Genomic DNA, 25,532 nt, shown 5'->3' on the forward strand with positions numbered 1-25,532 from the left:
ACAATCCCCCAACCCGCCCGACCGGGCGGCAGCCTAGGAGAACATCATGTCCGCAACACCTCCTCCGCCTCCCCCGCCCCCGCCCGGTGCGCCGTACGGCGGCGGTTCGCAGCAGCTCAGCCCGGCCGACGAGAAGCTCTGGGCGACGCTCATCCACGTCGGCGGAATCCTCTTCGGATTCCTCCCGTCGCTGATCGGCTACCTCGTGCTCAAGGATCGCGGTCCGTTCGTGCGCCAGCACACGGCGACGGCCCTGAACTTCCAGATCACGCTCGCGATCGCCTACGTCGTCGGCTGGATCCTGACCATCGTGCTGGTGGGCTTCATCATCCTCGCCGCCGTCTGGGCCGTGAACATAATCTTCAGCATCATCGCTGCGGTGAAGGCGAACCAGGGCCAGTACTACACGTACCCGCTCGCCATCAAGTTCGTCAGCTAGGCAGTCCGGCCTCCCCGCCGCCCCATCAGAATCTGCGACATGCGACCGCTCCGCTACTCCATCAACATCACGGTGGACGGCTGTTGCGATCATCGCGCGATGTCGGCGGATGAGGAACTGCATCGCCGCGCGGCCGAGACCCTCGCCCGCGCCGATGCCCTCATCTTCGGCAGAGTGACGTACGAGATGATGGAGGCGGCGTGGCGGGCGCCGACGGATCCCACCGATCCGTTCGCCCGCGCGGTCGGGCCGGCCAAGAAGTACGTCGTGTCCAGCAGCCTCGATAGCGTCGACTGGAACGCAGAGCTGCTGCGCGGCGATCTGGAGCAGGCGATCCGGCAGCTCAAGAGCGAGGCCGGGAAGGGGCTCTACGTCGGAGGCGTGCAGCTCCCGCTGGCCCTCGCCGCGATGGGGCTGATCGACGAGTACGAGTTCGTCGTGCATCCCCGTGTCGCCGGCCACGGGCCCACCCTGTTCGCGGGGCTTCCCGACTGCCTCGACCTGAAGCTCGTCGAGAAGGTCGACTACGACTCCGGAGCCGTCGCGTTGCGGTACGTGCCGGCCGCTTAGCCGTCGGCAAGCAGACGACGCACGACGGCATCCGCCAGGAGCCGCCCGCGCAGCGTGAGCTCGATCGATCCGTGTATCGCAGCTTCCGCGTCGACCAGCCCATCCGCGATCAGTCCGGCGACCGCGGTTCTGCCCGCCCCATCTAGCTCGGCGATCCCCAGGCCGTCCCGGATGCGCGTCAGCAGCAGCACGCGCTCGACGCGCTGTGTCTCGGCATCGAGCGTCTCCCGTCCGGCAGCCGGTGACTCGTCTGCGAGTACCCGCCCGGCGTAGGCGGCCGGATGCTTCACATTCCACCAACGCACTCCGCCGACATGGCTGTGAGGCGCCCGGTCCGACGCCCCACCAGTCGTGCCCCTGCCAGTACGACAGGTTGTGCCTGGAGCGATGAGCGTCGTCCTTCGCCCAGTTGCTGACCTCGTACCAGGCGTAACCGGCAGCGGTCATCCGCGCATCCGCCAACTCGTACATGTCGGCCTGGAGGTCTTCGTCGGGCTGGCCGACCGCGCCGGACTTGATCTGCCGGGCGAGCTTCGTGCCCGTCTCAACGATCAGCGAGTACGCAGAGAGATGGTCGGGCTCGCACGCCAGCGCGGAGTCAAGGGATCGGCTCCAGTCGTCGAGCGACTCCCCCGGCGTGCCGTAGATGAGGTCGAGGCTCACCTGCAGACCAGCCGCACGCGCCCACTCGACGACGAGTGGCACCCGCTCCGGGTCGTGCGTGCGTTCGAGCGTGGCGAGCACGTGAGGCACTGCCGACTGCATCCCGAACGACACCCGGGTGAAGCCCGCAGCGGCCAGGTGCTCGAGGTAGGCAGCGTCGACCGAGTCGGGATTCGCCTCCGTCGTGACCTCGGCGCCCTCGGCGAGGCCCCAGGCGTCGCGAACAGCTCCGAGCATCCCAGCCAGATCACTGGCGGGAAGCATGGTCGGGGTGCCGCCGCCGAAGAATACGGTCGACACCGGGCGCGCCTCGATGCCGCTGCCTTCGAGGGCTCGGGATGCGAATCCCACCTCACGGATCGCGTGTCCGGCGTACTCGCTCTGCGACACACCCCGCAACTCGGTCGCCGTGTACGTGTTGAAGTCGCAGTACCCGCACCGCACCCGGCAGAAGGGGACGTGCAGATAGACGCCGAAGTTGCGGCCGTCCGAGTTGATCGCCGCGGAGGCGGGCGGCAATCCGTCTGCCGGAGCGGGGTCGCCCAGCGGAAGCGCGCTCGGCACCCTAGACCGACCGAACGGGCAGGAGCGAGCGGAGGTACTTAGCCGTGTAGTGGCGCTGGACGAGCCAGAGGACCGGGGCGGTGATGCGGTAGAACGTGTTCGCCGGCTGCGAGAAGGCGCGCAGCACGAACCACACCGATCCGTCGTCGCGCATTTCCACCAGAAATGCTTCCTCGCCGCTCACGGGATGCCCGTGCATGGTTCCGTAGGCGAATCCGGCCCGGTTCTGCTCGTCGATCACGTAGACGACCCGGATCGGCGCGGAGACGTGGACCGGCCAGAACGGGATCTTCAGCACCGCTGTCATCCCGTTGGCGATGTATGGCGAGCCGTCGTCGGCAAACACGGCCTCGCTCGACCGGTGTTCCTGCAACTTCGACGGAGAGCCGTCAGGGTTGAAGATGATGCCCTCGTACTGCACGCCCGTGCCCTCATGCGCCTCGGTGACCTTGATCCCGCTGCCCCGCTGGACACCCCACGTCATCAGAGCGGTGACGGCCGTCGCGAAACGATCCTCGCCGCTGCCGAGACGTGCCTCGCGCTGCAGGGGTCGGTAGCCCTTCGGCGGGTAGTACATGAGATCGGGCGCCTGCGTACCGCCCACGGCACCGTATGTCACGGGCTGGTCGGTGAACGTCGAGCGTCGCATCGTGCCTGGCCTACTTCTTGTCTTTTTTCTCCGTGTCGCCGGAGAGCGCGGCGATGAACGCCTCCTGCGGAACCTCGACGCGGCCCACCATCTTCATGCGCTTCTTGCCCTCCTTCTGCTTCTCGAGGAGCTTGCGCTTGCGGGTGATGTCACCGCCGTAACACTTGGCCAGCACATCCTTGCGCATGGCACGGATGCTCTCGCGGGCGATGATGCGGGCGCCGATGGCAGCCTGGATGGGCACCTCGAACTGCTGACGCGGGATGAGCTCGCGCAGGCGGCCGGTCATGAGCACGCCGTACGCGTATGCCTTGTCGCGGTGGACGATCGCGCTGAACGCATCCACCTGCTCGCCCTGGAGGAGGATGTCGACCTTCACCAGGTCGGCCTCCTGCTCGCCCGTGGGCTCGTAGTCGAGCGACGCGTAGCCGGCGGTGCGGCTCTTCAGCTGGTCGAAGAAGTCGAAGACGATCTCGCCGAGGGCATCGTGTAGCGGATCTCCACGCGGTCCTCGCCGAGGTACTCCATGCCGAGCAGAGAGCCGCGGCGGCTCTGGCAGAGCTCCATGATCACGCCGACGTAGTCCTTGGGAGCGAGGATCGCGGCCTTGACCATCGGCTCCTCGACCTTGGCGATCTTGCCGCCGGGGAACTCGCTCGGGTTGGTGACGGTGATCACCTTCTTGTCCTCAGTGGTCACCTCGTAGATCACGCTCGGAGCAGTGGTGATGAGGTCGAGGCCGAACTCGCGCTCGAGGCGTTCCGTGACGATCTCGAGGTGCAGCAGCCCGAGGAAGCCACAACGGAAGCCGAACCCGAGCGCGACCGATGTCTCCGGTTCGTAGACGAGTGCCGCATCCGACAGCTTCAGTTTGTCGAGCGCTTCGCGGAGTTCCGGATAGTCGCTGCCGTCGATCGGGTACAGTCCCGAGAAGACCATCGGCTTGGGCTCGGTGTACCCGGCCAGAGCCTGGGTCGCCGGCTTGGCCGCGGTGGTGATCGTGTCACCGACCTTGGACTGGCGCACGTCCTTCACGCCCGTGATCAGGTAGCCGACCTCGCCGACGCCGAGGCCCTTCGAGGGGGTCGGCTCGGGCGAGCTCACGCCGATCTCGAGGATCTCGTGGGTGGCCTTTGTCGACATCATCTGGATGCGTTCGCGGGGCGAGAGCTTGCCATCGATCATCCTGACGTAGGTGATCACGCCGCGGTAGCTGTCGTAGACGGAGTCGAAGATCATCGCCCGCGCAGGAGCGTCCTTGTCGCCGACCGGGGCCGGGATCTGCTCGACGACCCGGTTGAGCAGGTCTTCGACGCCCATGCCTGTCTTGCCAGAGACGCGCAACACGTCCTCCGGCTTGCCGCCGATCAGCGACGCGAGCTCTGCCGCGTACTTGTCGGGGTCGGCAGCCGGTAGGTCGATCTTGTTCAGCACCGGGATGATCGTCAGATCGTTCTCGAGCGCGAGATAGAGGTTTGCGAGCGTCTGGGCCTCGATGCCCTGGGCAGCATCGACGAGCAGGATCGCGCCCTCACAGGCGGCGAGCGACCGTGACACCTCGTAGGTGAAGTCGACGTGCCCGGGGGTGTCGATCATGTTGAGGGCGAAGCTCTGGCCATCGATCTCCCAGGGCATGCGCACGGCCTGGCTCTTGATGGTGATGCCGCGCTCGCGCTCGATGTCCATGCGGTCGAGATACTGGGCGCGCATGTCGCGATCGGAGACGACGCCGGTGATCTGCAGCATCCGGTCGGCCAGGGTGGATTTGCCGTGGTCGATGTGGGCGATGATGCAGAAATTACGGATGAACGCCGGATCGGTCGCGGCGGGCTCGAGGGCCTTCAGAGCTCGTGGTGACATTGTGGTTCGATTCTCCCACGAGCCGGGGCCGCAACCCTATTCGTGCCCCCCACGGCGTCGAATCGTGCGAAAGGTGCGATTCGGGAGTACCGAACCGCACCTTTCGCACGACTGCACAGGGTCAGTTGTCCACAAGGGGCTTCTAGCCGGCGGTCGAGAAGCGCTCGGAGCGCTCGACCACATGCCCGTGGTCGCCCTCCCAGCGGTAGACCTCGGATCCGTCGATGAAGACGACCTCGGCGCGTGAATTCACGTCGAGGGGGTCGCCCGACCAGATCACAACGTCACCGTCGAGACCGGGCGTGAGCGAACCCACGCGCTCATCCAGCTTGAGGAAGGATGCAGGATTCACGGTGAGCGCCTCGATTGCCGTGTCGCGGGGCAGTCCCTCCTTGACAGCGAGCGAAGCCTGGTGCACGAGGAAGTTGATCGGCACGACGGGGTGGTCGGTCGTGATCGCAACGCGGACGCCTGCGGCGGCGAGTTTGCCCAGGTTCGCAATCGCACGATCCTTCAGCTCGACCTTCGACCGGGCGGTGAAGAGCGGTCCGAAGATGACCGGGATGTCGCGCTCGGCGAGCACATCGGCGAGCTTGTGCCCCTCGGTGCCATGGTTGATCACGAGGCGGTAGCCGAACTCGTCGGCGAGACGGATGGCCGTGGCGATGTCGTCGTGACGGTGCGTGTGCTGGTCCCAGGCGAGTTCGCCGTCGAGCACCCGCACGAGCGTCTCCTTGCCGAGATCTCGCGCGAAGGGCTTGCCCTCCTTCTGTGCATCGTCGCGCTGCGCGCGGTAGTTCTGCGCCTCGACGAACGCCTCGCGGATGATCATCGCGACGCCCAGGCGGGTGCTCGGCGTGACGTTCTTCGCACCGTAGACGCGCTTCGGGTTCTCCCCGAGCGCCGATTTGACGCTCACCGCCTCACGGATGACCTGCTCGTCGATCGTGCGACCGCCCCAGGACTTGATGGCGACGGTCTGGCCGCCGATCGGGTTGCCCGAGCCGGGCTTCACGACGATCGATGTCACACCGCCGGAGAGCGCATCCCGGAATCCCTCGTCGTCGATGTTGATCGCGTCGATCGCGCGCACCGCGGCAGTGTTCGGGGTCGTCATCTCATTCGTGTCGTCGCCCGCGGGGCCGTTGGCCTCTTCGTGGATGCCCACGTGACCGTGCGACTCGATGAAGCCGGGAAGCACCCACTTGCCTGCCGCGTCGATCGTGCGCACCCCATCCGGAACCGTCACGTCGAGCCCCACAGCGGAGATCTTGCCGTTCTCGACGAGGACCGTGCCCCCGTCGATCGGGTCACCGGCGACCGGGACGACATAGGCGTTGACGATGGCGATGGATGCGTTCTGAGTCATGGATTCGAGCCTACGCCCGCGAAACCGGACAGCCCGGCGGGAATGCGACGAGGGCTGTCGCGTTGGCCTTCAGCATGAGTATTCTCCTCACCGGCGCGACCGGCTTCATCGGATCATCCGTTCTCCCCTCCTGATCGAAGAGGGTCACTCCGTCACGGCGCTCGTGCGCGACGAGGCGAAGGCGGCGGTCGTCGAAGCGGCCGGCGCGACGGCGATCATCGGAGACGCGACGGATGCGGACCTGGTCACGAGCGCTGCGCGCGACAGCGACGGAGTGATTCACCTGGCGTCGGCGAAGGATGTCGACCCGGTCTTCATCGAAGCTGTGCTGCGCGGTCTCGAAGGAAGCGGCAAGCCGTTCGTGCACACGGGCGGGATCTGGTCGTTCGGCTCGAATGCCGACATCGCGGAAGACTCGCCTCTCGACCCACCCGCGTTAACGGCGTGGCGCGGGGCGAACGAGACGCGTGTGCTGTCTGCTGCGGGCATCCGGACCGCCGTCGTCGTTCCGTCGATCGTTTACGGGCACGGGAAGGGACTGGCGAACGTGATCGTCGACGCGCCGCGTGGCTCGGGCGGCGTCCCTGCATTGCGACTCATCGGCGACGGGTCGCAGCACTGGGCGACCGTGCACGTCGACGACTTGGCCGCACTCTATGTGCTCGCGTTCGAACGCGGAGATGCCGGAGCCGTCTATGTCGGCGCCAGCGGAATCAACCCAACGGTTCGGGAGCTCGCTGAGGTCGCATCCGTCACGGCCGGGCTTGATGGACGGGTCGAGGCCGAGTCCGTGTCCGAGTCGCGGTCGCGACTCGGCGAAGGACTCGCGGATGCGCTGCTGCTCGACCAGCAGGCCCGTGGCGGTCGCGCACGCATCGACCTGGGCTGGGAGCCGAACGGTGTCTCGCTGGTCGAGGAGATCGCTTCGGGTACGTACGCCCCGGCCGACACGGCTCGCGCGTAGCAGCGCTTTTGGTTCTGAGGGCGGGCGCTGGTAAAGTTGTTTGTTGGCTTGCGTGTGGGTTCGTCCGCACGACTGCCGCAAGGCGCCCTCTCTCGCTGAGCGGCTCATCCGTAACTCACTTCAAACGAAAGTAACCACACGTGGCAAACATCAAGTCGCAGATCAAGCGCATCGGCACCAACAAGAAGGCGACCGATCGCAACAAGGCCGTCAAGAGCGAGGTCAAGACCGCCGTTCGCGCGACCCGCGAGGCCGTCGTCTCCGGTGACAAGGACAAGGCCGTCTCCGCGCTGAAGGTCGCCAACAAGAAGCTCGACAAGGCCGCCAGCAAGGGCGTCATCCACAAGAACCAGGCAGCGAACCGCAAGTCGGCCATCGCCAAGCAGGTCGCGAGCCTCTAAGTCAGACATCCGCGGATCCGTCCGCGCAGCGAAGAGCCCCCGTCATGACGACGGGGGCTCTTCGCGTTTGCGCGCCTTCTTCTGCCGCTTGGGCCGCGCCTAGTCTCGTCCGCGGGCGCTGACGATGCGGATCATCCGCTCCAGCGCGAAAACGGGGTCTCGGCCGCCGCCCTTCACGTTCGCGTCGGTCTCGGCGAGCACTTCGATGCACCGCCCGAGGCCGTCTTCCGTCCAGCCTTGAGGTCGCGCTTGGCGCGGTCGACCTGCCAGGGGGCGAGGCCGAACTGCTGCGCCAGCTGGCCGGAGCCGCCTCTGGCTCCCGACAGCTTGGCCATCGTGCGGATCTTGCTCGCGAATGCTGCGACCATGGGCACGGGATCTGCGCCCGACGCCAGCGCGTGCCGCATCGTGACGAGGGCCTCGCCGTGCCGGCCCGCGATGGCAGCGTCGGCGACCTGGAAAGCGTTGGTCTCCATCCGGCCGCCGTAGTACTTGTCGACGGTCGCCTCCGTGATCTCCGCCGCAGTGTCGGCGATGAGCTGCTGGCAGGCGGCCGCCAACTCGGCGAGGTCGTCGGAGAAGGCGGAGGTGACGGCTCGGAGCGCAGCCGGTGCGATCTTCTTGCCGGCCGCCTTGAACTCCGCCTGGGCGAAATCGTATTTGTCAGAGTCCCGCTTGAGCTCGGTGCAGACGACCTCGACGCCGCCGCCCGTGCCGGAGCGGATGGCGTCGAGGAGCTTCTTGCCCCGAACGCCTCCTCCATGGCGCAGAACGACGACGGTGCCGTCTGCCGGGGACTCGAGGTACTCGAGCATCTCGGTCAGGAACACGTCGTTGGTCTTCTCGACCCCCTCGACGCGGATCAGTCGTGGCTCGCCGAACAGCGAGGGGCTGGCGAGCGTCAGCAGTTCGCCGGGCGCGTAGTCGTTGGCGGCGATGTCGCTGATCTCGAGGCTCGGATCCTCCGCCTTGAGGCTGTCGCGCAATGCCCTGATCGAACGGTCGGCGAGAAAGCCTTCCGTGCCGGAGACGAGCACCACCGGCGCCGATCGGATCTGATTCCACGCGAGCTGCGGGATGGCGACGGCTGCGGTGCGCCCCTTGCTTGCGCTTGCCTTGCTGCTGGCTCGTACCGCCACGTTCCTCCTCGGTCCTCTCCAGCATACGGTGGACGGCCGTCATCGCTCGGCCCGTCGACAGCACCGGGCTCGGCCTCCGACGAGCGCTCGCTCCACACCCTGACACCGCCGGCCGTCTCCCCGGGTGAGATCAGGATGAGGCCCTGCCTGTCCGTGCGCTCGACGGCCGTGCCACTGTGTTTCAGGATCTGCAGTGCCCGCGCAGTCGGGTGGCCGTAACCGTTGTCCACTCCGACCGACACCAGCCCGACCGTCGCGCGCAGACGCTCGTAGAGCGCCTCGCTCTGGTCGGCCGACCCGTGGTGAGCGACCTTGACCACATCCACCGGCCCCACCCTTTCCGTTGCGAGAAGATCTTTCTGCGCGTCTTCGCCGAGGTCGCCCAGGAACACCGATCGCAGACCTCGGCCCTCCACCTCGACCGCCACGCTTCCGGCGTTCCCACTCGCTGCGGGCACACCGGCAGGTGGTCTCTGCGGCCACAGGATGCGCCACGCGAGACCGCCGATGGCGCCCCGCATCCCTTCGTACCCCTGAGTGATCTCGACACCGGACCGCCGCAGTTGGGTTACGACGCGTTCGTCGGCCACTCTGCCGGTCTGGCCGACGATCGCCGACTCCGTCATTCCGACGACCCCGGCGAGGCCCCCGATGTGGTCGGCGTCGTAGTGGGTGAGAACCAGGAGCTCGATCCTGCTGACCCCCAGTCGCTCGAGACAGGCTTTCGCCGGCCCCGGCTCGCGCCCGACATCGATCATCGCAACACTGTCGCCGTCGCGGATCAGGAGCCCATCGCCCTGACCGACGTCACAGGCAGCGATCTGCCAGTCGGGCGGTATCGACAGCGTCCGACCGAGTGCACCTCCACCGAGGCTCCCCGAATACAGCCCGACACCAGCGACCAGGGCTACGCCTGCGATGGTGGCCGCGAATCCCCTGCTCGGTCCTGCCCGTGACAACGCGATCACCGCGATCGCGACGACGATACCGACTGCGAGCAGGACGCCCATCGGTCCGTCGATCCAGGGAAGACTGCTCGCTGGAAGGGAACTCGCCGTGTGCGCGACCTGCGCGATCCACGCTGCCGGAAGCCACGCGAGCCAGACCATCGCCTGCCCCAGCACGGGGGCAAGCGGAAGAACGAGGCAGGCAGCCAGGCCGAGAACCGTCGCGAGCGGCGCAGCGGGCTCGGCCAGCAGATTGGCGCCAATGCCATAGAGCGGGAGAGTGGGCGCGAGCAGGACGAGCACCGGCTGACACATCACCTGTGCGGCCACCGGGATCGAGACGACGACCGCAAGGGCACGCGGCATCCACCTGGTCAGGATGCGCGCCAGCGGCCCGGCGAGAACGAGCAGCCCCGTCGTCGCGAGCACCGAGAGCGCAAAACCGTAGTCGCGGGAGAGCCACGGGTCGTGGAGCAGCAGCACGATGACTGCAAGAGCCAGCACGGGCAGGCCCTGGGCAGGTCGACCGCGGGCGACAGCGATGAGCACGACCACGGCCATCGCGGCTGCACGGATGACGCTCGCGCCGGGTGTCACCAGGACGACGAATGCGGCCAATGCCAGCAGCGCGACGACGACCCGGGTTCTCCGGCCCAGCCCGGCTAATGCGCAACCGAAGAAGACGAGCCCTGTGACGAGAGCACAGTTCGCGCCGGACACAGCGGTCAGATGGCTCAGCGAGCTCGCCTTCATCGCGTCATCAAGGTCAGGACCGACAGCCCTCACGTCTCCGATCGAGAGACCGGGAAGGAGTGCGCCACCATCACCAGGGTGCGTGCCGCCCCGGCAGCCAGCCCCTGGCGAAGCTGCGCCGTCCACGCCGACCAGAAGGGCGGATCGGCGCCCAGCCGAGGAGCATCGCGAGCGACCGCGATGAAGCTCGTGGACTCGCCCGGTTCCGCCGGGCGCAGTGTGCCGGCTACAACGGCGACACCACCGAAGATCACCCTGCCAACCTCCTGGGCTGAAGCGGTTGCGATGATCGAGACGGGCGCGTCGAGGTCGAAGCGACGGTCGCCGATCGTCGCAGAGAGCGCGGTGCCTCGCCACATCCATCGAGACCGCCCGTCGAAGGCCGAACTGATCGACTGGGGCGAGCTGTCCGTGCGCACCGCCAGCGTGACGCCCGCACCAGTCGCGGCGGCTGCTCTGAGCGCGTCCGGCGCCCGTCGTGGAACATCCGTGGCGATCGCCCCCAGGGCCGAAGCCGCACCGATGACCGACAGCGAGGCCGCCATCCACCCGATTCTCAGAGCCAGACCCGCGCGACCCGCTACAGACCGATCGTGCGGGGCCCGCACATGGCGCCGGCGCCCGGCCATCACAGCGCCGATGGCGACCGCGCCGGCGAGAGCCCACGCCACGGCCGCCAACAACCACGCCTGTTCCGGCAGCCCTACGACCACACCGCAGACAGACCAGATGACAGCAGCCGGGACGACCAGCCTGAGGTCGACGGTCATACGGCGAGCCGATCCTTGAGGCCCTCGAAGAGTTTCTGCCCGATGCCGGTCACCTTCATCAGGTCAGCGACCGCCTTGAAGCGGCCGTTGGCTTTGCGATAATCCAGGATGCGTTGAGCCAGTGCCGGACCGATGCGCGGCAGCGTCTCCAACTCGGCTTGACCTGCCGTGTTGAGGTTGACCATGGCTTCGGACGCTCCTGCCCCACTAGCTCCGCCACCAGCGCCTGCGCCGGCGCCGGCGCCGGCGGCAGGCGCCAGCACCTCGCCGACGTGCGGCACGACGAGCTGTTCGCCGTCTGCGAGCACACGCGCGAGGTTGACTCCCGCCACCTCGGCGTCGTCGGTCAGGCCGCCTGCTGCGGCCACCGCGTCCACGACCCGCGCTCCCGTTGTCAGCGACACGAGGCCCGGCTTCTTCACCGCGCCCAGCACATGGACGAGCACGGGCGCCGTTGCCGACTCGCTGTCGCCTGACGCCGCCTGAGCTCCAAGGCCCGACGAACGAGTGTCGGACGAGGCACTAGAGTCCGAACCATTCGCCGATCCCGCTGCAACCTCGCCCGCGCTCCCCGCTGCGCGATAGCACTGACTAGTACCGCTCCGAGGAGGGCCGCGATGAGGATCACGACGCCCGCGCCCACTCCGATCCGCACCCGCGCGGAGCGGACTCCGCTCAGGGATCCCGCATTCTGCGCCCCACCCGCGATCACGACCGAAGAATCGAACGAGGCGTCGACCGAGCCGTCGCGCCTGTCCTCGCCGTCCGTCCCCGCTCGATGTCGCATCCGACCACACTAGGAACCCGCGCGACCCACCGGTCGTCTCACAGCACACCCGTGGAAGCCAGCGGCGGCCCTCACTGTGGAGGACCGCCGCAAAGCAACGCTCACGAAAAGAGCGCGGTGTTACGAACGCGGCCTGGTCGCGATATTCACCAGCCGGGGCGCACGAACGATCACGTTCACGACCTCCCGCTCGCCCACCGAGCGCTTGACGGTCTCAGAGCCACGCGCCAGAGCCTCGAGCTCATCGGCCGAGATCTTGGGCGACACCTCGACCCTGTCCCGCACCTTGCCGTCGACCTGGATGACCGCGGTGACCGACTCCTCGATCAGGAGGGTCGCGTCCGGCTTGCGCCACTGGGCCAGCGCCACCGACGGCTCGTAGCCCAGCTTCGACCACATGTCTTCTGCCGTGTACGGCGCGAACAGGTTCAGCGCCATGGCGGTGACCTCAGCGGCCTCGCGTACAGCGGGATCGCCCGCGCCGGCACCGCTATCGATGGTCTTGCGCGTGGCGTTGACCAGCTCCATCAGGCGTGCGACGACGACGTTGAACTTGAATGCCTCGATCAGACCCGGGGCGTCCGCGAGGAAGCGGTGGGTGACCCGGCGCAGAGCCTGGTCGCCGTTCTTCCAGACAGCATCCGGCGAGCTGGTCACGTCGTGGGCGACGCGCCAGGCGCGGGCCAGGAACTTGGCGCTTCCGGCGGGAGACACATCCGCCCAGTCGATGTCGTCTTCCGGAGGACCGGCGAACGCCATGGTCAGGCGAACCGCGTCGACGCCGTGCTCGTCCAACTGATCGGACAGCTTCACCAGGTTGCCGCGCGACTTGCTCATCGCGGAACCGTCCATCAGCACCAGCCCCTGGTTCAGCAGCGCCGTGAACGGCTCGGTGAAGCTCAGGTAGCCCAGGTCGAACAGAACCTTGGCGATGAATCGCGAATACAGCAGGTGCAGGATGGCGTGGGTCACGCCGCCGACGTACTGGTCGACCGGCGCCCACTTCTCGGCCTCGGCCGGGTCGAACGCCTGGGTCGAGTCACGCGGGGACAGGTAACGCAGGAAGTACCACGAGCTGTCGACGAACGTGTCCATCGTGTCGGTGTCGCGCTTGGCCGGGCCGCCGCACGTGGGGCAGGTGACGTTGACCCAGTCGGAGGCCGCGCCCAGCGGGCTCGTGCCCTTCGGCTGCAGGTCCAGGCCCTCGGCCGGCGGCAGCAGCAGCGGCAGCTCGGAATCGGGCACCGGCACCTCGCCGCACTGCTCGCAGTGGATGATCGGGATGGGCGTGCCCCAGTAGCGCTGCCGGGAGATCAGCCAGTCGCGCAGACGGAAGTTCTTCGACGGCGTGCCCAGCGATCCGGCCTGCAGTGCCTCGGTGACCCGACGAATGGCGTTCGACTTGCTCAGACCGTCGAACGGACCCGAGTTGATCAGGCGGCCCTCGCCGGTCAGCGCGGTGCCGGTCTCGAGCGGATTCTGCGGCGGCAGGTCGTCCGGCAGGATCGGCTCGCCGGTCTCCGGGTCGGTGTGGATGACCGGGATCGCGCCGGTGACGGGCTGATTCGTGTCGACCACCACGCGCACAGGCAGATCGAACGCACGCGCGAAGTCCAGGTCGCGCTGGTCGTGCGCGGGCACGGCCATGATCGCGCCGTGACCGTAATCGCTCAGCACGTAGTCCGCGGCCCAGATTGGCAGCCTCTCGCCGGTCAGCGGGTTGATCGCGTGGCGCTCCAGGAAGACGCCCGTCTTCTCGCGGTCCGAGCTCAGACGGTCCATCTCGGTGGTGCCGCGAACCTGTTCCAGGTACGCGTCGAAGCGCGCCTTCACCTCGGGTCGCGCATCCTGAACCAGCTCAGCGGCCAGGTCGGAGTCGGGAGCGACCACCATGAAGGTCACGCCGTACAGCGTGTCGGGGCGCGTGGTGTACACCGTGACGGGCTCGTCGCGGCCCTCGATCGTGAACCGCACGTCGGCGCCCGTCGAGCGGCCGATCCAGTTGCGCTGCATGCTGATGACCTTGGACGGCCAGGCGCCCTCCAGCTGGTTCAGGTCATCCAGCAGACGGTCGCCGTAATCGGTGATGCGGAAGTACCACTGCGTCAGCTTCTTCTTGGTGACCAGGTTGTCGCAGCGCTCGCAGCGCCCGTTGACGACCTGCTCGTTGGCCAGAACGGTCTGGTCGAACGGACACCAGTTGACCGAGCTGGCCTTGCGGTACGCCAGACCCTTCTCGTACAGCTTCAGGAACAGCCACTGGTTCCAGCGGTAGAACTCGGGGTCGCTCGTCTGCAGCACGCGGTCCCAGTCGAAGCTGGGCGCGTAGCGGCGCATGCTCGCCTTCTGCTGCGCGATGTTGTCGTTGGTCCAACCGTTCGGGTCGAGTCCGCGCTTGATGGCGGCGTTCTCGGCGGGCAGGCCGAACGAGTCCCAGCCGATCGGGTGCAGCACGTTGAAGCCCTGCTGGCGCCAGTAGCGCGCGATGACGTCGCCCAGCGCGTAGGCCTCGGCGTGACCCATGTGCAGGTCGCCCGAGGGGTAGGGGAACATGTCGAGCACGTACTTGCGCGGGCGATTGTCAGACGGGTCGCTCGTCGCGAACGGCTTCAGCTCATCCCAGATCGGCATCCAGTGGTTCTGGATGGCGGCGAAGTCGTACTGCGCGCCCTCGACCGGCGCGGTAGCTGAATCGTGCTCGTGTGCCACGTGACTCTCATTCGTTGTGATTCGTGCGGCGGACGCTCGCCGGACGGAAGAGGAGGGATCTGCGTTCGTTTCGAACACATTTCGTCATCCAACAGTACTAAACGTTCGAGCCGCGCGATCCGTTCCCGATGCCATGCTCGCCTCGGTCGATGCTCAGCCCGGCAGCAGCAAACAACGCCCGCGCCTTGACCGCCACTTCGTCGAGCTCTTCCTCGGGGACCGAGAGCGCGGTGATCCCGCCCCCGGCCCCGATGGTCACCCGCCCGGGCCGGATCGCAATGCTTCTGATGACCATCGCGAGGTCGGCGGCGCCATCGAGGCCGAAGTACCCGAAACATCCCGAGTACACGCCGCGCGGGCCGCCCTCGAGAGAGTTCAGGATGCGCATCGCGCTGAGCTTGGGAGCCCCGGTCATCGACCCCGCGGGAAAGCACGCCGCGACAGCATCCACGGCAGTCAGGCCCGGCAGCAGCCGGCCCTCGACAGTGCTGACGAGCTGGTGCACCTGCGGGTAGCTCTCGACGGCGAGCAGGTGGTGAACCTCGACCGAGCCCACTTCGCTGACCCGCCCGAGGTCGTTGCGCATGAGGTCGACGATCATCACGTTCTCGGCGCGCTCCTTCTCGCTCGCCTCCAGCTCGGCCCTGAGTTCGAGGTCGCGGGCCAGGGTGGCGCCGCGCGGCCTCGTTCCCTTGATCGGCTTGGTCCGCACCCGTCCGGCCGGTGTCACAGCGAGGAACTGCTCCGGAGACGAACTCACAAGCTCAGTGCCCGCGATTCGAAGCAGACCGCCGTGATGGGCGGGGCTGGAGGCACGCAGTCGCAGGTGTACAGCGAGGGCGTCGCGGTCGGCGTCGGAGATCGCGGTGTTCGTGAGGCAGAGCTGGTAAGCGTCGCCACGCCGAATGGCGTCCTGGCAGGCCGCGATGAGCGCCAGGTATTCGCCGTCGCTGTGGCGCCAGGTGGCGGGCGCCGTGGTCGTGCGGCTCTCGTGACGAAGTGCATAGTCCGCGGCGGCTCCGGATGCTGTGGCAACCGCGGCGCGCACCCGCGCGACCCAGCCATCCACGTCAGCACCTTCAGCGCCTTGAGCGCCGTCGAGCACGAGCAGTTCGATCGTCTGCCGCTCGTGGTCGATCTCGATCGCTCGGTCGACGAACAGCATCGCCGCATCCGGACCCGTTGTCGGCGCGACGGGAATCCCGCTCAGCGAGACGCCGCTCTCGTAGCCGAGCCACCCCACCCAGCCGAGCGCGAACGACGGCTCACCCGAGTCACCCGTCGCCGCGTGCGGCTCTCCCGGCGCGTCTGCCCGGCGCGCCAGGTCGTCGCGCAGGAAGTGGAGCATCGTGCCCTCGAAAGCCCGAATGCCTTCCTGCGATCGGACGACGACGTTCCCGTCGGCGAGTGCGAAGGTCGCGGTGAGGTCGCCACTCGCCAGGTAGCTGCGGGCCGTGCTCGCGCCGGCCCCCGCATCCAGCCACACCGCATCCGGCGAGTCGCTGTACAGCGCCACGAAGAGGTCGGCGGGGTCGGCCCAGCCGTCGACCGGGAGCCTGCGAAGACGGGGAACCACCTGCATTAGCCTAGGCGAATGGACGCGAGCAGCACCCTCTTCGATTGGCGCGGAGGCGAACTCCTCGCCGTGGACGACTGCGATGTTGCGGAGACCGCGCTCGAAGCCGCGGATTCCTTTCTCGTGTCCGACGGCTCCGCTCTCGCGATCGGTCTCCACCGCGCCCGCTTCGCCGACACCGCGTTCGAGCAAGGGTTCCGCGATCGCGACGACCTCGACGCCTTCTGGACGACCTCCCTGGCCGGCATACCGCGCGAGGGTCAGTGGTTTCCCCGGTTCGAACTGGTGACGGTTCGGGATGCGCAGCGCCTGCGTTTCCGCCTCCGCACCGCGCCGCCGCTCACCGAGACAGTCGTGCTCGCCACTGCAAAGGGTGATCCACGCACGACACCCCTTCTGAAGGGCCCTGACCTCGACGCAATGAGCCGGCTGCGGCAAGAGGCGCAGCGGGTCGGCGCGCAGGAGGCCGTCATCCTCGATGGTGGACACGTCTCCGACGGCTCGTCGACGGCGCTGCTGTGGTGGCGCGACGGAACGCTTGTCACCCCTCCCTTGAGCCTGCCCCGCGTCGACAGTGTCGCTGCCCGCACGGTTCGAGGTGTGGCCGCCGCTCTCGGAGTCCCGGTCGACGAGGAGGGCGTATCCCCCGCCGAGCTGGAGGGCTGCGTGGTGTGGGCGGTGAACGCGCTGCATGGCATCCGGTCGGTGCCTGCTTGGGTCAATGGACCGAGGTTGGCTCAGGATGCGCCCCGCACCGCCGCCTGGCGCGCCCGACTGAACGCCCTCGCCCGCTCGCTGTAGGGCTGCCAAGAGGACGCCCCATAGGTCGACGCGCCCGGTCTGGCCTCGCCGCTATCCGACCAGCCGACCGTCCTCCATCCGGATCCGTCGGGTGATCAGCTCGTCGGGAATGGGCGTATGCGAGATCAGGAGCACCGTCCGACCGTCCTCGGCCGCTGTCGTCAGGATGTCGCGCACGACCTGGTCGCCGACGCCCGGGTCGAGGTTCGCCGTCGGCTCGTCGACGATGAGCACCGGGAAATCGGCCAGGATCGACCGCGCCAGCGCGATCCGCTGAGCCTGCCCGCCCGAGACCAGCGCCCCGCGTTCGCCGACCCTCAGACCTAATCCGCCACGCTCTGCCGCCCACTCGCCGAGCCCCACTCGATCGAGTACGGCGATCAGTTCCTCGTCAGTCGCCGTGTCGCGGGCGAAGAGCAGGTTCTGGCGAAGATCCGAATCGAACAGATACGGCTGCTGCTCACTCAATCCGATCACGCGCCGCACGTCGTCCTGCCGTGCCGTCCGCGCCTCCACCCCGGCGATGGAGAAGTGCCCGTCGTAATCGAGGAATCGCGTCAGCACGTGCGCGAGGGCGGTCTTGCCCGCTCCGGTCGGGCCCGTCAGCAGGACCCGTTCCCCGGGCTCGAGCCGCAGGGTCGTTCCAGTCAGCACCGCATCGCGCGCGCCCGGCCAGCGTGCGCTCACACCGCCCAACTCGATCAATGGAGCACGGTCGAGATCGAGAGCGACCGCATCAACGACGTCGACAGGGATGCCCGCCGGCGGCTTGTCCGGCGCAGCTGCCGCCAGCCGCTCGGCACTGGCCCGAACCTGGCGGCGCGCACCCAAGGCGAGTGGAACCATCCCGAAGACCTCGAAAACCGCGAGCGGCAGGAGGGCGACGACCGCGAGCGTCGGCGCATCGAGCCGGCCAGCTGCCAGGGCGGGAATCCCGAATGCAAGAGCCAAGGCTGTCGCGCAACCAGCGAGCACTGACACGATCGCGCCGGTCATCCCGACGCCCGCCGCTCGTGACCGCAGCGCCCTGGTGAGTCGTACACTGGCCTCGGCAACTCGCCGCTGAGCGGTCGGCAGTGCGCCGAACGCGGTCAGCACGTCGAGATTGGTGACCAGGTCCAGGATGCTGTCGTTCAGCTGACCGCGCAGCGGCGCGATCCCCCGTTCCGCACGACCCGACAGCCACCGGTTGACGAGCGTGCCGACGAAGAAGGCCAGCACAAGGGTCAGCAGCAGGGCGATCCCGGCCTCGGGCAACAGGATGAAGACGCCCACGACGCTCACAAGCGCGACGACTCCCGCGGTGACGAGCGGCTGCACCACTCGTAACGACTGGTTCTGCAGCTCGTCGACATCGTCGGCCAGGCTCGTCAGCAGGTCGCCGCGCCTGGTGTCCCCCAAGCCGTCGGGAGCGACGGGCACGAGCCGCGCGAACAGCTCGGACCGGATAACCGCAAGCTGACGAAACGCGGCGTCGTGTCCGGCCAACCGCTCCAGATAGCGGAAGAACGCCCGACCCAGCGCGAACGCGCGAACACCGACGACGGCCATGGAGATGTAGATCAGCGATGGCTGCTCCGACGCGCGGGTGATGAGCCAAGCGGATACCGCGAGCAGCGCGACGGCACAACCCGCGCTCAACGCACCGAAGGCGACGCCCACCCACAGTCGACGGGTCGGCGGCAGAGCCAGCCTCAGGATGCGCCGGGTCGACGCCGCCCGGGTGGCGGTCTCAACTGACATGCGTCAGCACCTCCAGGGTCAGCACAGCGTCGGCGGCCGCGACGACCGCCTCGCGGTGGCTGGCGACGAGGACGGCAGTTCCCTCGTCGGCGATTTCCCGCAGTGTGGCGAGTAGCCGGGCCTCCGTCGCATCGTCGAGCGCCGAGGTCGGCTCATCGAGGATCAGCACGGAGCATCTGAGGGCGTGCATCCGGTACAGGGCCCGGGCGACGGCGACTCGCTGGGCCTGGCCTCCTGAGAGCCCGGCTCCCCCGGCCCCGAGCACCAGATCGGGAGACACCTCCTCGGCGGCGGCGCGGCGAAGGGATTCGCGCACCAGCGGCAGGTCGGGCTCGGCCGAGCCAAGCGCTACGTTCGAGGCGACCGTTCCGGCGATCAGCGCTGGTCGCTGGCCGGCCCAGGCGATCTCGGCGCGGCGACCGAGCGCATCCGTCGCCCCACCTGCCTCAATCGTGCCGTCGAAGGGGATGAAGCCGAGCGCGCCCGCGATGAGGCTCGACTTGCCCGCGCCGCTCGGGGCGCTCAAGACGGTGAGAGCGCCGGCCGGAGCGCTCCCGGTGAAGCGGTCGACCGCGATTCGGGCGTCGTAGCGAACGCTGACGCCCTCGAACACCAGCCCGTCGCCCACGCCCGGCTCGGCGGGTGCAGGATGCGGCATTCCACCGGCAGCGACGGCCGCAGCCCGGTCCGCATCCAGGATCTCGAACGCGCTCTGCGACGCCTCGATCCCCTCCGTCGCCGCGTGATAGCTCGCGCCCACATTTCGCAGGGGCAGAAATGCCTCGGGCGCCAGCAGCAGCACGAACAACCCGACCGAGAGATCGAGTTGCCCGTTGAGCAGCCGCAGACCGATGGCGACAGCGACGAGCGCCACCGACAGGCTCGCCGCCAGTTCGAGCACGAAACCCGAGAGGAACGACATCCGCAGCACCTTCATGGTGTGCACGCGATAATCGTCGCTCACAGCCTGGATGCGCGCGGACTGCCGGTGCTGACGTCCGAAGAGCTTCAGCGTCGACAGTCCGTTGACCACGTCGAGGAACCCGCGCAGCAGCGACGACAGTGCCGCCCACTGGCGCTTCTGAGCGGCCTGAGTCGCCCAGCCGACGAGCACCATGAACATCGGGATGATCGGCAACGTGACGAGCACGATGATCCCACTCGTCACGTCCTGCCAGAAGATCACCCCGAGCAGCAGCGGTGTCGCCAGCGCGGTCAGGATGAGCTGGGGCAGGTACTTCGTGAAGTAGCCGTCGAGCGCATCCAGCCCTCGCCCGACCGTCAGCGTGACCTCGGCCGTGTTCCTGCCGCTCAGCCACGAGGGTCCGAGGCGCCCGAGCGCCGACGTGAGAGACTCACGCAGCTGTCCGATCACGGCCGATCCGCCTCGCGCGGCATTCGTGTCCGACAGCCAGAGCACCGCACCGCGCAGCAGGATGACGACGACGAGTCCCGCAAAGAGCCCGCTGAGCTCAGCCAGGTCGGCACCGGCGACGGCGCGCACGATCACCTGCGTCGTCAGCCACGCGAACGCGACCACCAGGCAGGTCTGCAGCACGGCGAGCAGGCCGCCGGCGGCGAGCATGCCGCGCACCGCCGAGGCGTAGCGGAGAAGTCGCGGGTCGAAGGGTCGCATGTCAGGCGGCGACGGGCGCCGGCTCCTCCTCGGGAATGTGCGCACGCGTGACGCGCTTGCGGAATATCCAGTACGTCCAGCCCTGGTAGAGCACGATCAGCGGCAGGAAGATGACCGCGACCCACGTCATCACGGTGAGCGTTGTGTCCGTGCTCGAGGCGTTCGCGATCGTGAGGCTGTTCTCCGGATTCGGCGACGAGGGCATCACATCCGGGAACAGGGCCGCGAACAGCGAGACGACGGCCAAAGCGATCGTGACGGCCATGAAACCGAACGACCAGCCCTCCTTGCCGCGGATGTTCGCGATCCAGGATGCGATCAGAGCGACCGCCGCCAACGCCGCCAGAAAGACGAACAGCACCGAGAAGTTGGCGATCGCGGTCCAGAGCAGGAAGGCTGCAGCCACGACGATCGCGGCGGCACCCGACCTGATCGCCAGCTTGCGTGCCCGCTGCCGGATCTCGCCGTCGGTCTTCAGAGAAACGAAAACGACGCCGTGCGTGAAGAACAGGAGCAGTGTTGTGAGGCCGCCGAGCAGGGCGTAGCCGTTGAGCAGGTCGAAGAGCGATCCCGTGTAATTGTGGCCGGCATCCAGAGCCACGCCCTGCACCATGTTCGCGAACGCGACGCCCCACAGCAGGGCGGGAACCGTGGAGCCGACGATGATCATCCCGTCGAACCACTTCTTCCAGCGCGAATCGGGGCGCTGGTGCCGGTACTCGAACGACACCCCGCGAACGATCAGAGCGAGCAGGATCAGCAGCAGAGCCAGGTAGAAGCCGCTGAACAGTGTGGCGTACCACTCGGGGAACGCCGCGAAGAGCGCGGCGCCCGCCACGATCAGCCAGGTCTCGTTCAAGTCCCAGACCGGACCGATCGTGTTGATCATCACGCGGCGGTCGACGTCGTCCTTGCCGAGGAACGGCAACGCCATCCCCACTCCGAAGTCGAAGCCGTCGAGCACGAAGTAGCCGACGAAGAAGAAGGCGATGATGCCGAACCAGAGAATTGCCAGATCCATCAGATGCTCCTAGTAGACCGTCGCCACGGGCACGTGCTGGCCCTCTTCGTCGAGATGCTCCTCGACCGGTGCGGGACCCTTCTGCGCCGCCCGCTTGATCAGCGAGAACTCGACCACTGCGAGCGTTCCGTACACCGCGGTGAACGCGATCAGCGAGATCAGAACGGTCAGACCGGTCACTCCCGGCGAGACGCCGTCGGTCGTCTTCATGAGGCTGAACACGATCCAGGGCTGGCGACCCATCTCGGTGAAGATCCAGCCCACTGTCATCGCCAGCAGCGAGAGCGGGAAGGCCCAGATCGCGGCCTTCCAGACCCACGGGTTGTTCGGCATCCGTCCCTTGCGGGTGAGCCAGAGGCCGACGACGGCGACCAGGACGTGCAGCAGGCCGAGCCCGATCATCCAGCGGAACGCCCAGTAGGTCACCCAGATGACCGGGGTGTAGTCGCCCGGACCGTAGAGCTGCTGGTACTGCGCCTGCAGGTCGTTGATGCCCTCGACGGTGCCGTTGAGCGTGTGCGTCGAGAGGAACGAGAGCAGATACGGGATTCGGATCGAGAACAGCTCGTGCACGCCGTCAGGGGTGCCGAGCGTGAAGATCGAGAACGACGCATCCGCCCCCGTCGACGTCTTGTAGAGCGCCTCGGCCGCGGCCATCTTCATGGGCTGCGTCTCCACCATCGCGAGACCCAGCTGGTCGCCGCTCAACACGGTGAGCATGCCAGCGCCGACCATCGCCCAGAGACCGAACTTGAGCGCCGGACGCATGGTGTCGAGGTTCTGCTTGCGGGAGAGATGCCACGCGGCGACCGAGATGATCAGACCGGCCGAGACCATGAAACAGGCGAAGATCGTGGCGGGAAGGCCGCTAGCGCGACCTTGTTGCTGAGCACCGCCCAGATGTCGGTGAGTTCTGCTCGGCCGCGCGCCTCGTTGAGCTTGTAGCCGACCGGGTTCTGCATGAACGCGTTCGCGGCGATGATGAAATACGCCGACAGGATGCTGCCGACGGTCACGATCCAGATCGTCGCCAGATGCAGTCCCCGCGGCAGTTTGTCCCAGCCGAAGATCCACAGCCCGATGAAGGTCGCCTCGAGGAAGAACGCGAGCAGCCCTTCGAGGGCCAGCGGTGCGCCGAAGACGTCGCCGACGAATCTCGAGTAGTTGGACCAGTTCATCCCGAATTGGAACTCCTGAACGATGCCCGTAACTACGCCCATGGCGAAGTTGATCAGGAAGATCTTGCCGAAGAAGTGGGTCAGCTGCAGGTAGTGCACCTTGCCGGTGCGATACCAAGCCGTCTGGAAGATCGCCACTGACAGCGCGATGCCGATCGTGAGCGGAACGAACAAGAAGTGATAGATCGTCGTCAACCCGAATTGCCACCGCGACAGCAGTAGCGGGTCCAGCCATTCGTTCACTGCTTCCTCCACATCAGCGACTTCTACGCTTCGTAGAACTTCAACTTCTACCGAGTGTAGAACATTCTCAGCGAACTCGCGCTAGCCTTGCTGTGTGGCGAATCTCGGAGAACTGGAACGAGCGGTGATGAACGCTCTGTGGAGCGCTGATGTCCCGACATCCGCCAATGAACTACGCGACAAGCTAGCGGCTGGCCGAACCGACGGCAAGACACCGGCACTCACCACCGTGCTCACCGTTCTCTCCCGACTCGAGCACAAGGGATTCGTCGGGCGGGATCGCGATGCGCGCCCGCATCTTTACACGGCCGCCCTGTCCCGAGAGAGTCATGTGGCTGATTTGATGCACGAGGTGCTTGAGAGTTCATCGGATCGCAACGCAGCTCTGGCGCACTTCGTCGGATCGGTCGACGAGTCGGAGGCCGAGACACTGCGCCGCCTCCTCGCTGCGCGCGTCTCGTAGATGGTGCTCAGCCCGGTCAGCGGCCTCGCCGTCGCGTTGGGAGTTCTGGCGCTCGCCCTGGCCTGGCCGGTGCCTGTGCTACTCGCTCGCGCGAAGTGGCCAGCGGCGGCTCCCGGCCTCGCGCTGACGCTGTGGCAGTCGATCGCCCTGGCCGGTGGGATCTCGATGATCGGCTCGCTCCTCCTCTTCGGTCTCGAACCGTTCGGCGACGACCTCTGGGCCCGCATATCCGCTGCGCTCGGAAACCTCTTCTCTGGTCCGCTCCCCCGTCCGCCTCACTCGCCACGACGTTCGCGCTGAGCGCCGCCGTTCTGTTGACCGTGCACCTCGTTCTGAATCTCGCGCTCACCTCCGCACGCAGCCGCCGCCAGCGCCACCGGCACCGCGAACTGCTCAGCCTGCTCAGCTCCCCGCTTCCGGATGCGCCGAGCACGCGGATCATCGACCACCCGGCCCCAGCGGCCTACTGCCTCCCCGGTGCGCGCAGCGTCACCGTGCTGTCCGAGGGCATGATCGAACTCCTCAGTGCGGAGCAGCTTGAGGCGGTCATCGCGCACGAGCGCGCGCATCTGAAGCAGAAGCACCACCTGCTGCTCGACGCCTTCCGCTCCTGGAAGCGCGCACTCCCCTGGTTCCCGATCGCGACCCGGGCTCAGGATGCGGTCGCCCTCCTCGTCGAGATGCTCGCCGACGATTACGCGCGACGCATCGTAGGGGACTCTGTGCTCGCCGAGGCGATCGAGCTCGTCGACGGGACCAGCACATCCGGAGCCGCCCTCGGTGCCCCCAAGGACCGGCGGACTCCCGAGCAGCGCCGCACGGACATCTCGGCACGCGTCGAGCGACTGACATCGCCACCGCGCTCGGTCCCTCCGGCCGCACGCCTGGTGGTGGCGATCGTTGCGGCGGCACTGGTGATCGTTCCACCCGTGCTCGTGCTGACCAGCTGACGCGCCCCGGGCGCGACTCAGCATTCCCGGGCGGAAGCTCAGCCGGCGCCCACTAGCATTTCAACCATGCCGAAGAAGGGTTCATACGCCAAGGGGATCGCCAAGCGCGAAGAGATCCTGACAACCGCCCTCGACGTCTTCGCCCAGAAGGGCTACCGCCGCGCCTCCCTCCGGGAGATCGCGGAGTCGGTCGGTTTGAGCCAGGCGGGACTCCTGCACCACTTCTCGTCCAAGGAAGAGCTCTTCTCCGAGGTCCTCCGCAAGCGCGACGAGGTCGATGTGACTGCGAGCCCGACGGAGACGGCTGACATCGGAGCTCTCGTCGGGATCGTCAGGCACAACGCCGAGGTGCCCGGCCTCGTGCAGTTGTACGCCACGATCTCGGCCGAGGCCGCGGATGAGGACCACCCCGGACACACCTACTTCGTCGACCGCTACCGGTCCATCATCGGACAACTCGCCGACCACGTGCGGGTAGAGCAGGCGGCCGGGCGACTCGATGCGAGCCTCGATCCGCTGCAGATCGCTCGCCTCGCCATCGCCGTCGCCGACGGAATGCAGGTGCAGTGGATGCTCGACGACAGTGCCGACATGGCCGAGACCCTCGAATACTTCTGGGCGACGCTGCAGCGCCTCGGTGGCACGCCGTGAACGAAGCGCTCACGTGGATTCTCGATCTCGTTCAGAACGTGGATCCGGTGCTGCGCACGGCACTCTCCGGAGTGGGGATGCTGTTCGAGACGTCGATCCTGGTCGGCCTCATTGTGCCCGGGGACACGATCGTGCTGGTGGCCAGCACCGCTGTGGCGAACCCCGTCGAGTACTTCGCGCTCGTCCTCGTCGTGATCGTCGGCGCGCTCGCGGGTGAGAGCATCGGCTTCAGTCTCGGCCGATTCTTCGGACCGAAGATTCGGGCCGGACGGCTGGGCCGTCGCATCGGGACCGCGAATTGGGATCGCGCCGAGGCCTACTTGGCCAAGCGTGGCGGCATCGCGGTCTTCATCTCGCGCTTCCTGCCCGTGCTGCACTCGCTCATCCCCCTCACCGTCGGCATGAGCCCGATGCGCTACCGCACGTTCATCGCCTGGACGGCGCCCGCCTGCGTGATCTGGGCCTTCGCCTACGTGTCCGTCGGGTCGCTCGCCGCCGGAAGCTACCGAGAGCTCTCACGCGAATTGCACGGCGCCGGCTACATCTTCGTCGGGATCATCGCCGTGTTCATCGTTCTCGCCTTCATCGTGAAGAAGGTGCTGCAGAAGCGCGAGGCCAAACACATGGAAGCGGCGACCCGGTCACCCGAGCCGCCGCCTCTGGAAGAGAGTTAGCCTCTCAGCCTC

At 67.4% G+C, this 25,532-nt stretch carries 19 protein-coding genes and 5 pseudogenes; 10 read left to right on the forward strand and 14 right to left on the reverse strand.

The features are described 5' to 3' along the window. The first annotated feature begins 46 nt into the window (after positions 1–46). Entirely contained in the window at positions 47–439 is a 393-nt protein-coding gene (locus ACQ86A_RS11595) for a DUF4870 domain-containing protein (RefSeq protein WP_431277208.1), read from the forward strand. Positions 440–478: 39 nt separating this feature from the next. Then, positions 479–1,009, forward strand: a complete 531-nt coding sequence (locus ACQ86A_RS11600; RefSeq protein WP_431277209.1) for a dihydrofolate reductase family protein — start codon at positions 479–481, stop codon at positions 1,007–1,009. On the opposite strand, the pseudogene hemW reads toward ACQ86A_RS11600, so the two are convergent. The 4 genes and pseudogenes from hemW to ACQ86A_RS11620 form a co-directional block, all read right to left on the reverse strand. Then, a pseudogene (hemW, locus tag ACQ86A_RS11605) lies at positions 1,006–2,236 on the reverse strand (radical SAM family heme chaperone HemW). The gene ACQ86A_RS11600 and the pseudogene hemW overlap by 4 nt on opposite strands. A 1-nt stretch (position 2,237) precedes the next feature. After that, positions 2,238–2,885 (reverse strand): DUF1990 family protein, encoded by a 648-nt coding sequence (locus ACQ86A_RS11610; protein ID WP_431277210.1) that lies wholly within the window; start codon positions 2,883–2,885, stop codon positions 2,238–2,240. Positions 2,886–2,895: 10 nt separating this feature from the next. Next, positions 2,896–4,745: pseudogene (gene lepA / locus ACQ86A_RS11615) on the reverse strand (translation elongation factor 4). A gap of 142 nt (positions 4,746–4,887) precedes the next feature. Beyond that, positions 4,888–6,114 (reverse strand): amidohydrolase, encoded by a 1,227-nt coding sequence (locus ACQ86A_RS11620; RefSeq protein ID WP_431277211.1) that lies wholly within the window; start codon positions 6,112–6,114, stop codon positions 4,888–4,890. 163 nt (positions 6,115–6,277) lie between these two features. On the opposite strand from ACQ86A_RS11620, the gene ACQ86A_RS11625 reads away from it, so the two are divergent. Together ACQ86A_RS11625 and rpsT are read left to right on the forward strand one after the other, a co-directional pair. Beyond that, complete coding sequence (locus ACQ86A_RS11625) at positions 6,278–7,078, forward strand: NAD-dependent epimerase/dehydratase family protein (protein ID WP_431277212.1); 801 nt, start codon at positions 6,278–6,280, stop codon at positions 7,076–7,078. Positions 7,079–7,218: 140 nt separating this feature from the next. Beyond that, the gene (rpsT, locus tag ACQ86A_RS11630) at positions 7,219–7,479 is read left to right on the forward strand and encodes a 30S ribosomal protein S20 (protein WP_431277213.1); all 261 of its coding nucleotides are present in this window, start codon (positions 7,219–7,221) and stop codon (positions 7,477–7,479) included. A 99-nt stretch (positions 7,480–7,578) separates the two neighbouring features. On the opposite strand, the pseudogene holA reads toward rpsT, so the two are convergent. From holA to ACQ86A_RS11660, 6 genes and pseudogenes are all read right to left on the reverse strand, one after another. Continuing rightward, a pseudogene (gene holA, locus ACQ86A_RS11635) lies at positions 7,579–8,618 on the reverse strand (DNA polymerase III subunit delta). 689 nt (positions 8,619–9,307) lie between these two features. Further along, a pseudogene (locus ACQ86A_RS11640) lies at positions 9,308–10,318 on the reverse strand (ComEC/Rec2 family competence protein); the annotation flags it as partial. Between the two features lie 29 nt (positions 10,319–10,347). Further along, positions 10,348–11,088 carry a hypothetical protein gene (locus tag ACQ86A_RS11645; RefSeq protein WP_431277214.1) on the reverse strand — a complete coding sequence of 247 codons (741 nt, stop codon included), beginning with the start codon at positions 11,086–11,088 and terminating at the stop codon, positions 10,348–10,350. Then, a complete protein-coding gene (locus ACQ86A_RS11650; RefSeq protein WP_431277215.1) occupies positions 11,085–11,534 on the reverse strand; it encodes a ComEA family DNA-binding protein in 450 nt (149 codons plus the stop codon). Before ACQ86A_RS11650 ends, ACQ86A_RS11645 begins: the two co-directional genes overlap by 4 nt. Positions 11,535–11,995: 461 nt before the next feature. Then, the gene (gene leuS / locus ACQ86A_RS11655; protein WP_431277216.1) at positions 11,996–14,584 is read right to left on the reverse strand and encodes a leucine--tRNA ligase; all 2,589 of its coding nucleotides are present in this window, start codon (positions 14,582–14,584) and stop codon (positions 11,996–11,998) included. 97 nt (positions 14,585–14,681) lie between these two features. Continuing rightward, entirely contained in the window at positions 14,682–16,166 is a 1,485-nt protein-coding gene (locus ACQ86A_RS11660) for an anthranilate synthase component I family protein (protein ID WP_431277217.1), read from the reverse strand. 12 nt (positions 16,167–16,178) lie between these two features. Between ACQ86A_RS11660 and ACQ86A_RS11665 the strand changes: the two genes are divergently transcribed. After that, entirely contained in the window at positions 16,179–16,961 is a 783-nt protein-coding gene (locus ACQ86A_RS11665) for an aminotransferase class IV (RefSeq protein WP_431277218.1), read from the forward strand. Positions 16,962–17,012: 51 nt separating this feature from the next. On the opposite strand, the gene cydC is transcribed toward ACQ86A_RS11665, so the two are convergent. The 4 genes and pseudogenes from cydC to ACQ86A_RS11685 form a co-directional block, all read right to left on the reverse strand. Beyond that, positions 17,013–18,704: a thiol reductant ABC exporter subunit CydC gene (cydC, locus tag ACQ86A_RS11670; protein WP_431277219.1), complete on the reverse strand. Its 1,692-nt coding sequence runs from the start codon at positions 18,702–18,704 to the stop codon at positions 17,013–17,015. After that, positions 18,694–20,340: a thiol reductant ABC exporter subunit CydD gene (gene cydD, locus ACQ86A_RS11675; protein WP_431277220.1), complete on the reverse strand. Its 1,647-nt coding sequence runs from the start codon at positions 20,338–20,340 to the stop codon at positions 18,694–18,696. The genes cydC and cydD overlap by 11 nt, the downstream gene beginning before the upstream one ends. A 1-nt stretch (position 20,341) precedes the next feature. Beyond that, a complete protein-coding gene (gene cydB, locus ACQ86A_RS11680) occupies positions 20,342–21,361 on the reverse strand; it encodes a cytochrome d ubiquinol oxidase subunit II (protein WP_431277221.1) in 1,020 nt (339 codons plus the stop codon). Positions 21,362–21,370: 9 nt separating this feature from the next. After that, positions 21,371–22,782 (reverse strand): annotated as a pseudogene (locus ACQ86A_RS11685) (cytochrome ubiquinol oxidase subunit I). 94 nt (positions 22,783–22,876) lie between these two features. Between ACQ86A_RS11685 and ACQ86A_RS11690 the strand changes: the two are divergent. From ACQ86A_RS11690 to ACQ86A_RS11710, 5 genes are all read left to right on the forward strand, one after another. Then, entirely contained in the window at positions 22,877–23,245 is a 369-nt protein-coding gene (locus ACQ86A_RS11690) for a BlaI/MecI/CopY family transcriptional regulator (protein WP_431277222.1), read from the forward strand. Next, the gene (locus ACQ86A_RS11695) at positions 23,246–23,545 is read left to right on the forward strand and encodes a hypothetical protein (RefSeq protein WP_431277223.1); all 300 of its coding nucleotides are present in this window, start codon (positions 23,246–23,248) and stop codon (positions 23,543–23,545) included. A gap of 20 nt (positions 23,546–23,565) precedes the next feature. Continuing rightward, a complete protein-coding gene (locus ACQ86A_RS11700; protein WP_431277224.1) occupies positions 23,566–24,195 on the forward strand; it encodes a M56 family metallopeptidase in 630 nt (209 codons plus the stop codon). Positions 24,196–24,261: 66 nt separating this feature from the next. Continuing rightward, entirely contained in the window at positions 24,262–24,846 is a 585-nt protein-coding gene (locus ACQ86A_RS11705; protein WP_431277225.1) for a TetR/AcrR family transcriptional regulator, read from the forward strand. Then, complete coding sequence (locus ACQ86A_RS11710; protein WP_431277226.1) at positions 24,843–25,520, forward strand: DedA family protein; 678 nt, start codon at positions 24,843–24,845, stop codon at positions 25,518–25,520. Before ACQ86A_RS11705 ends, ACQ86A_RS11710 begins: the two co-directional genes overlap by 4 nt. Positions 25,521–25,532 lie beyond the last annotated feature (12 nt).

It is taken from the genome of Leifsonia poae (genome assembly GCF_050632195.1).
GTDB classification, from domain to species: domain Bacteria; phylum Actinomycetota; class Actinomycetes; order Actinomycetales; family Microbacteriaceae; genus Leifsonia; species Leifsonia poae_C.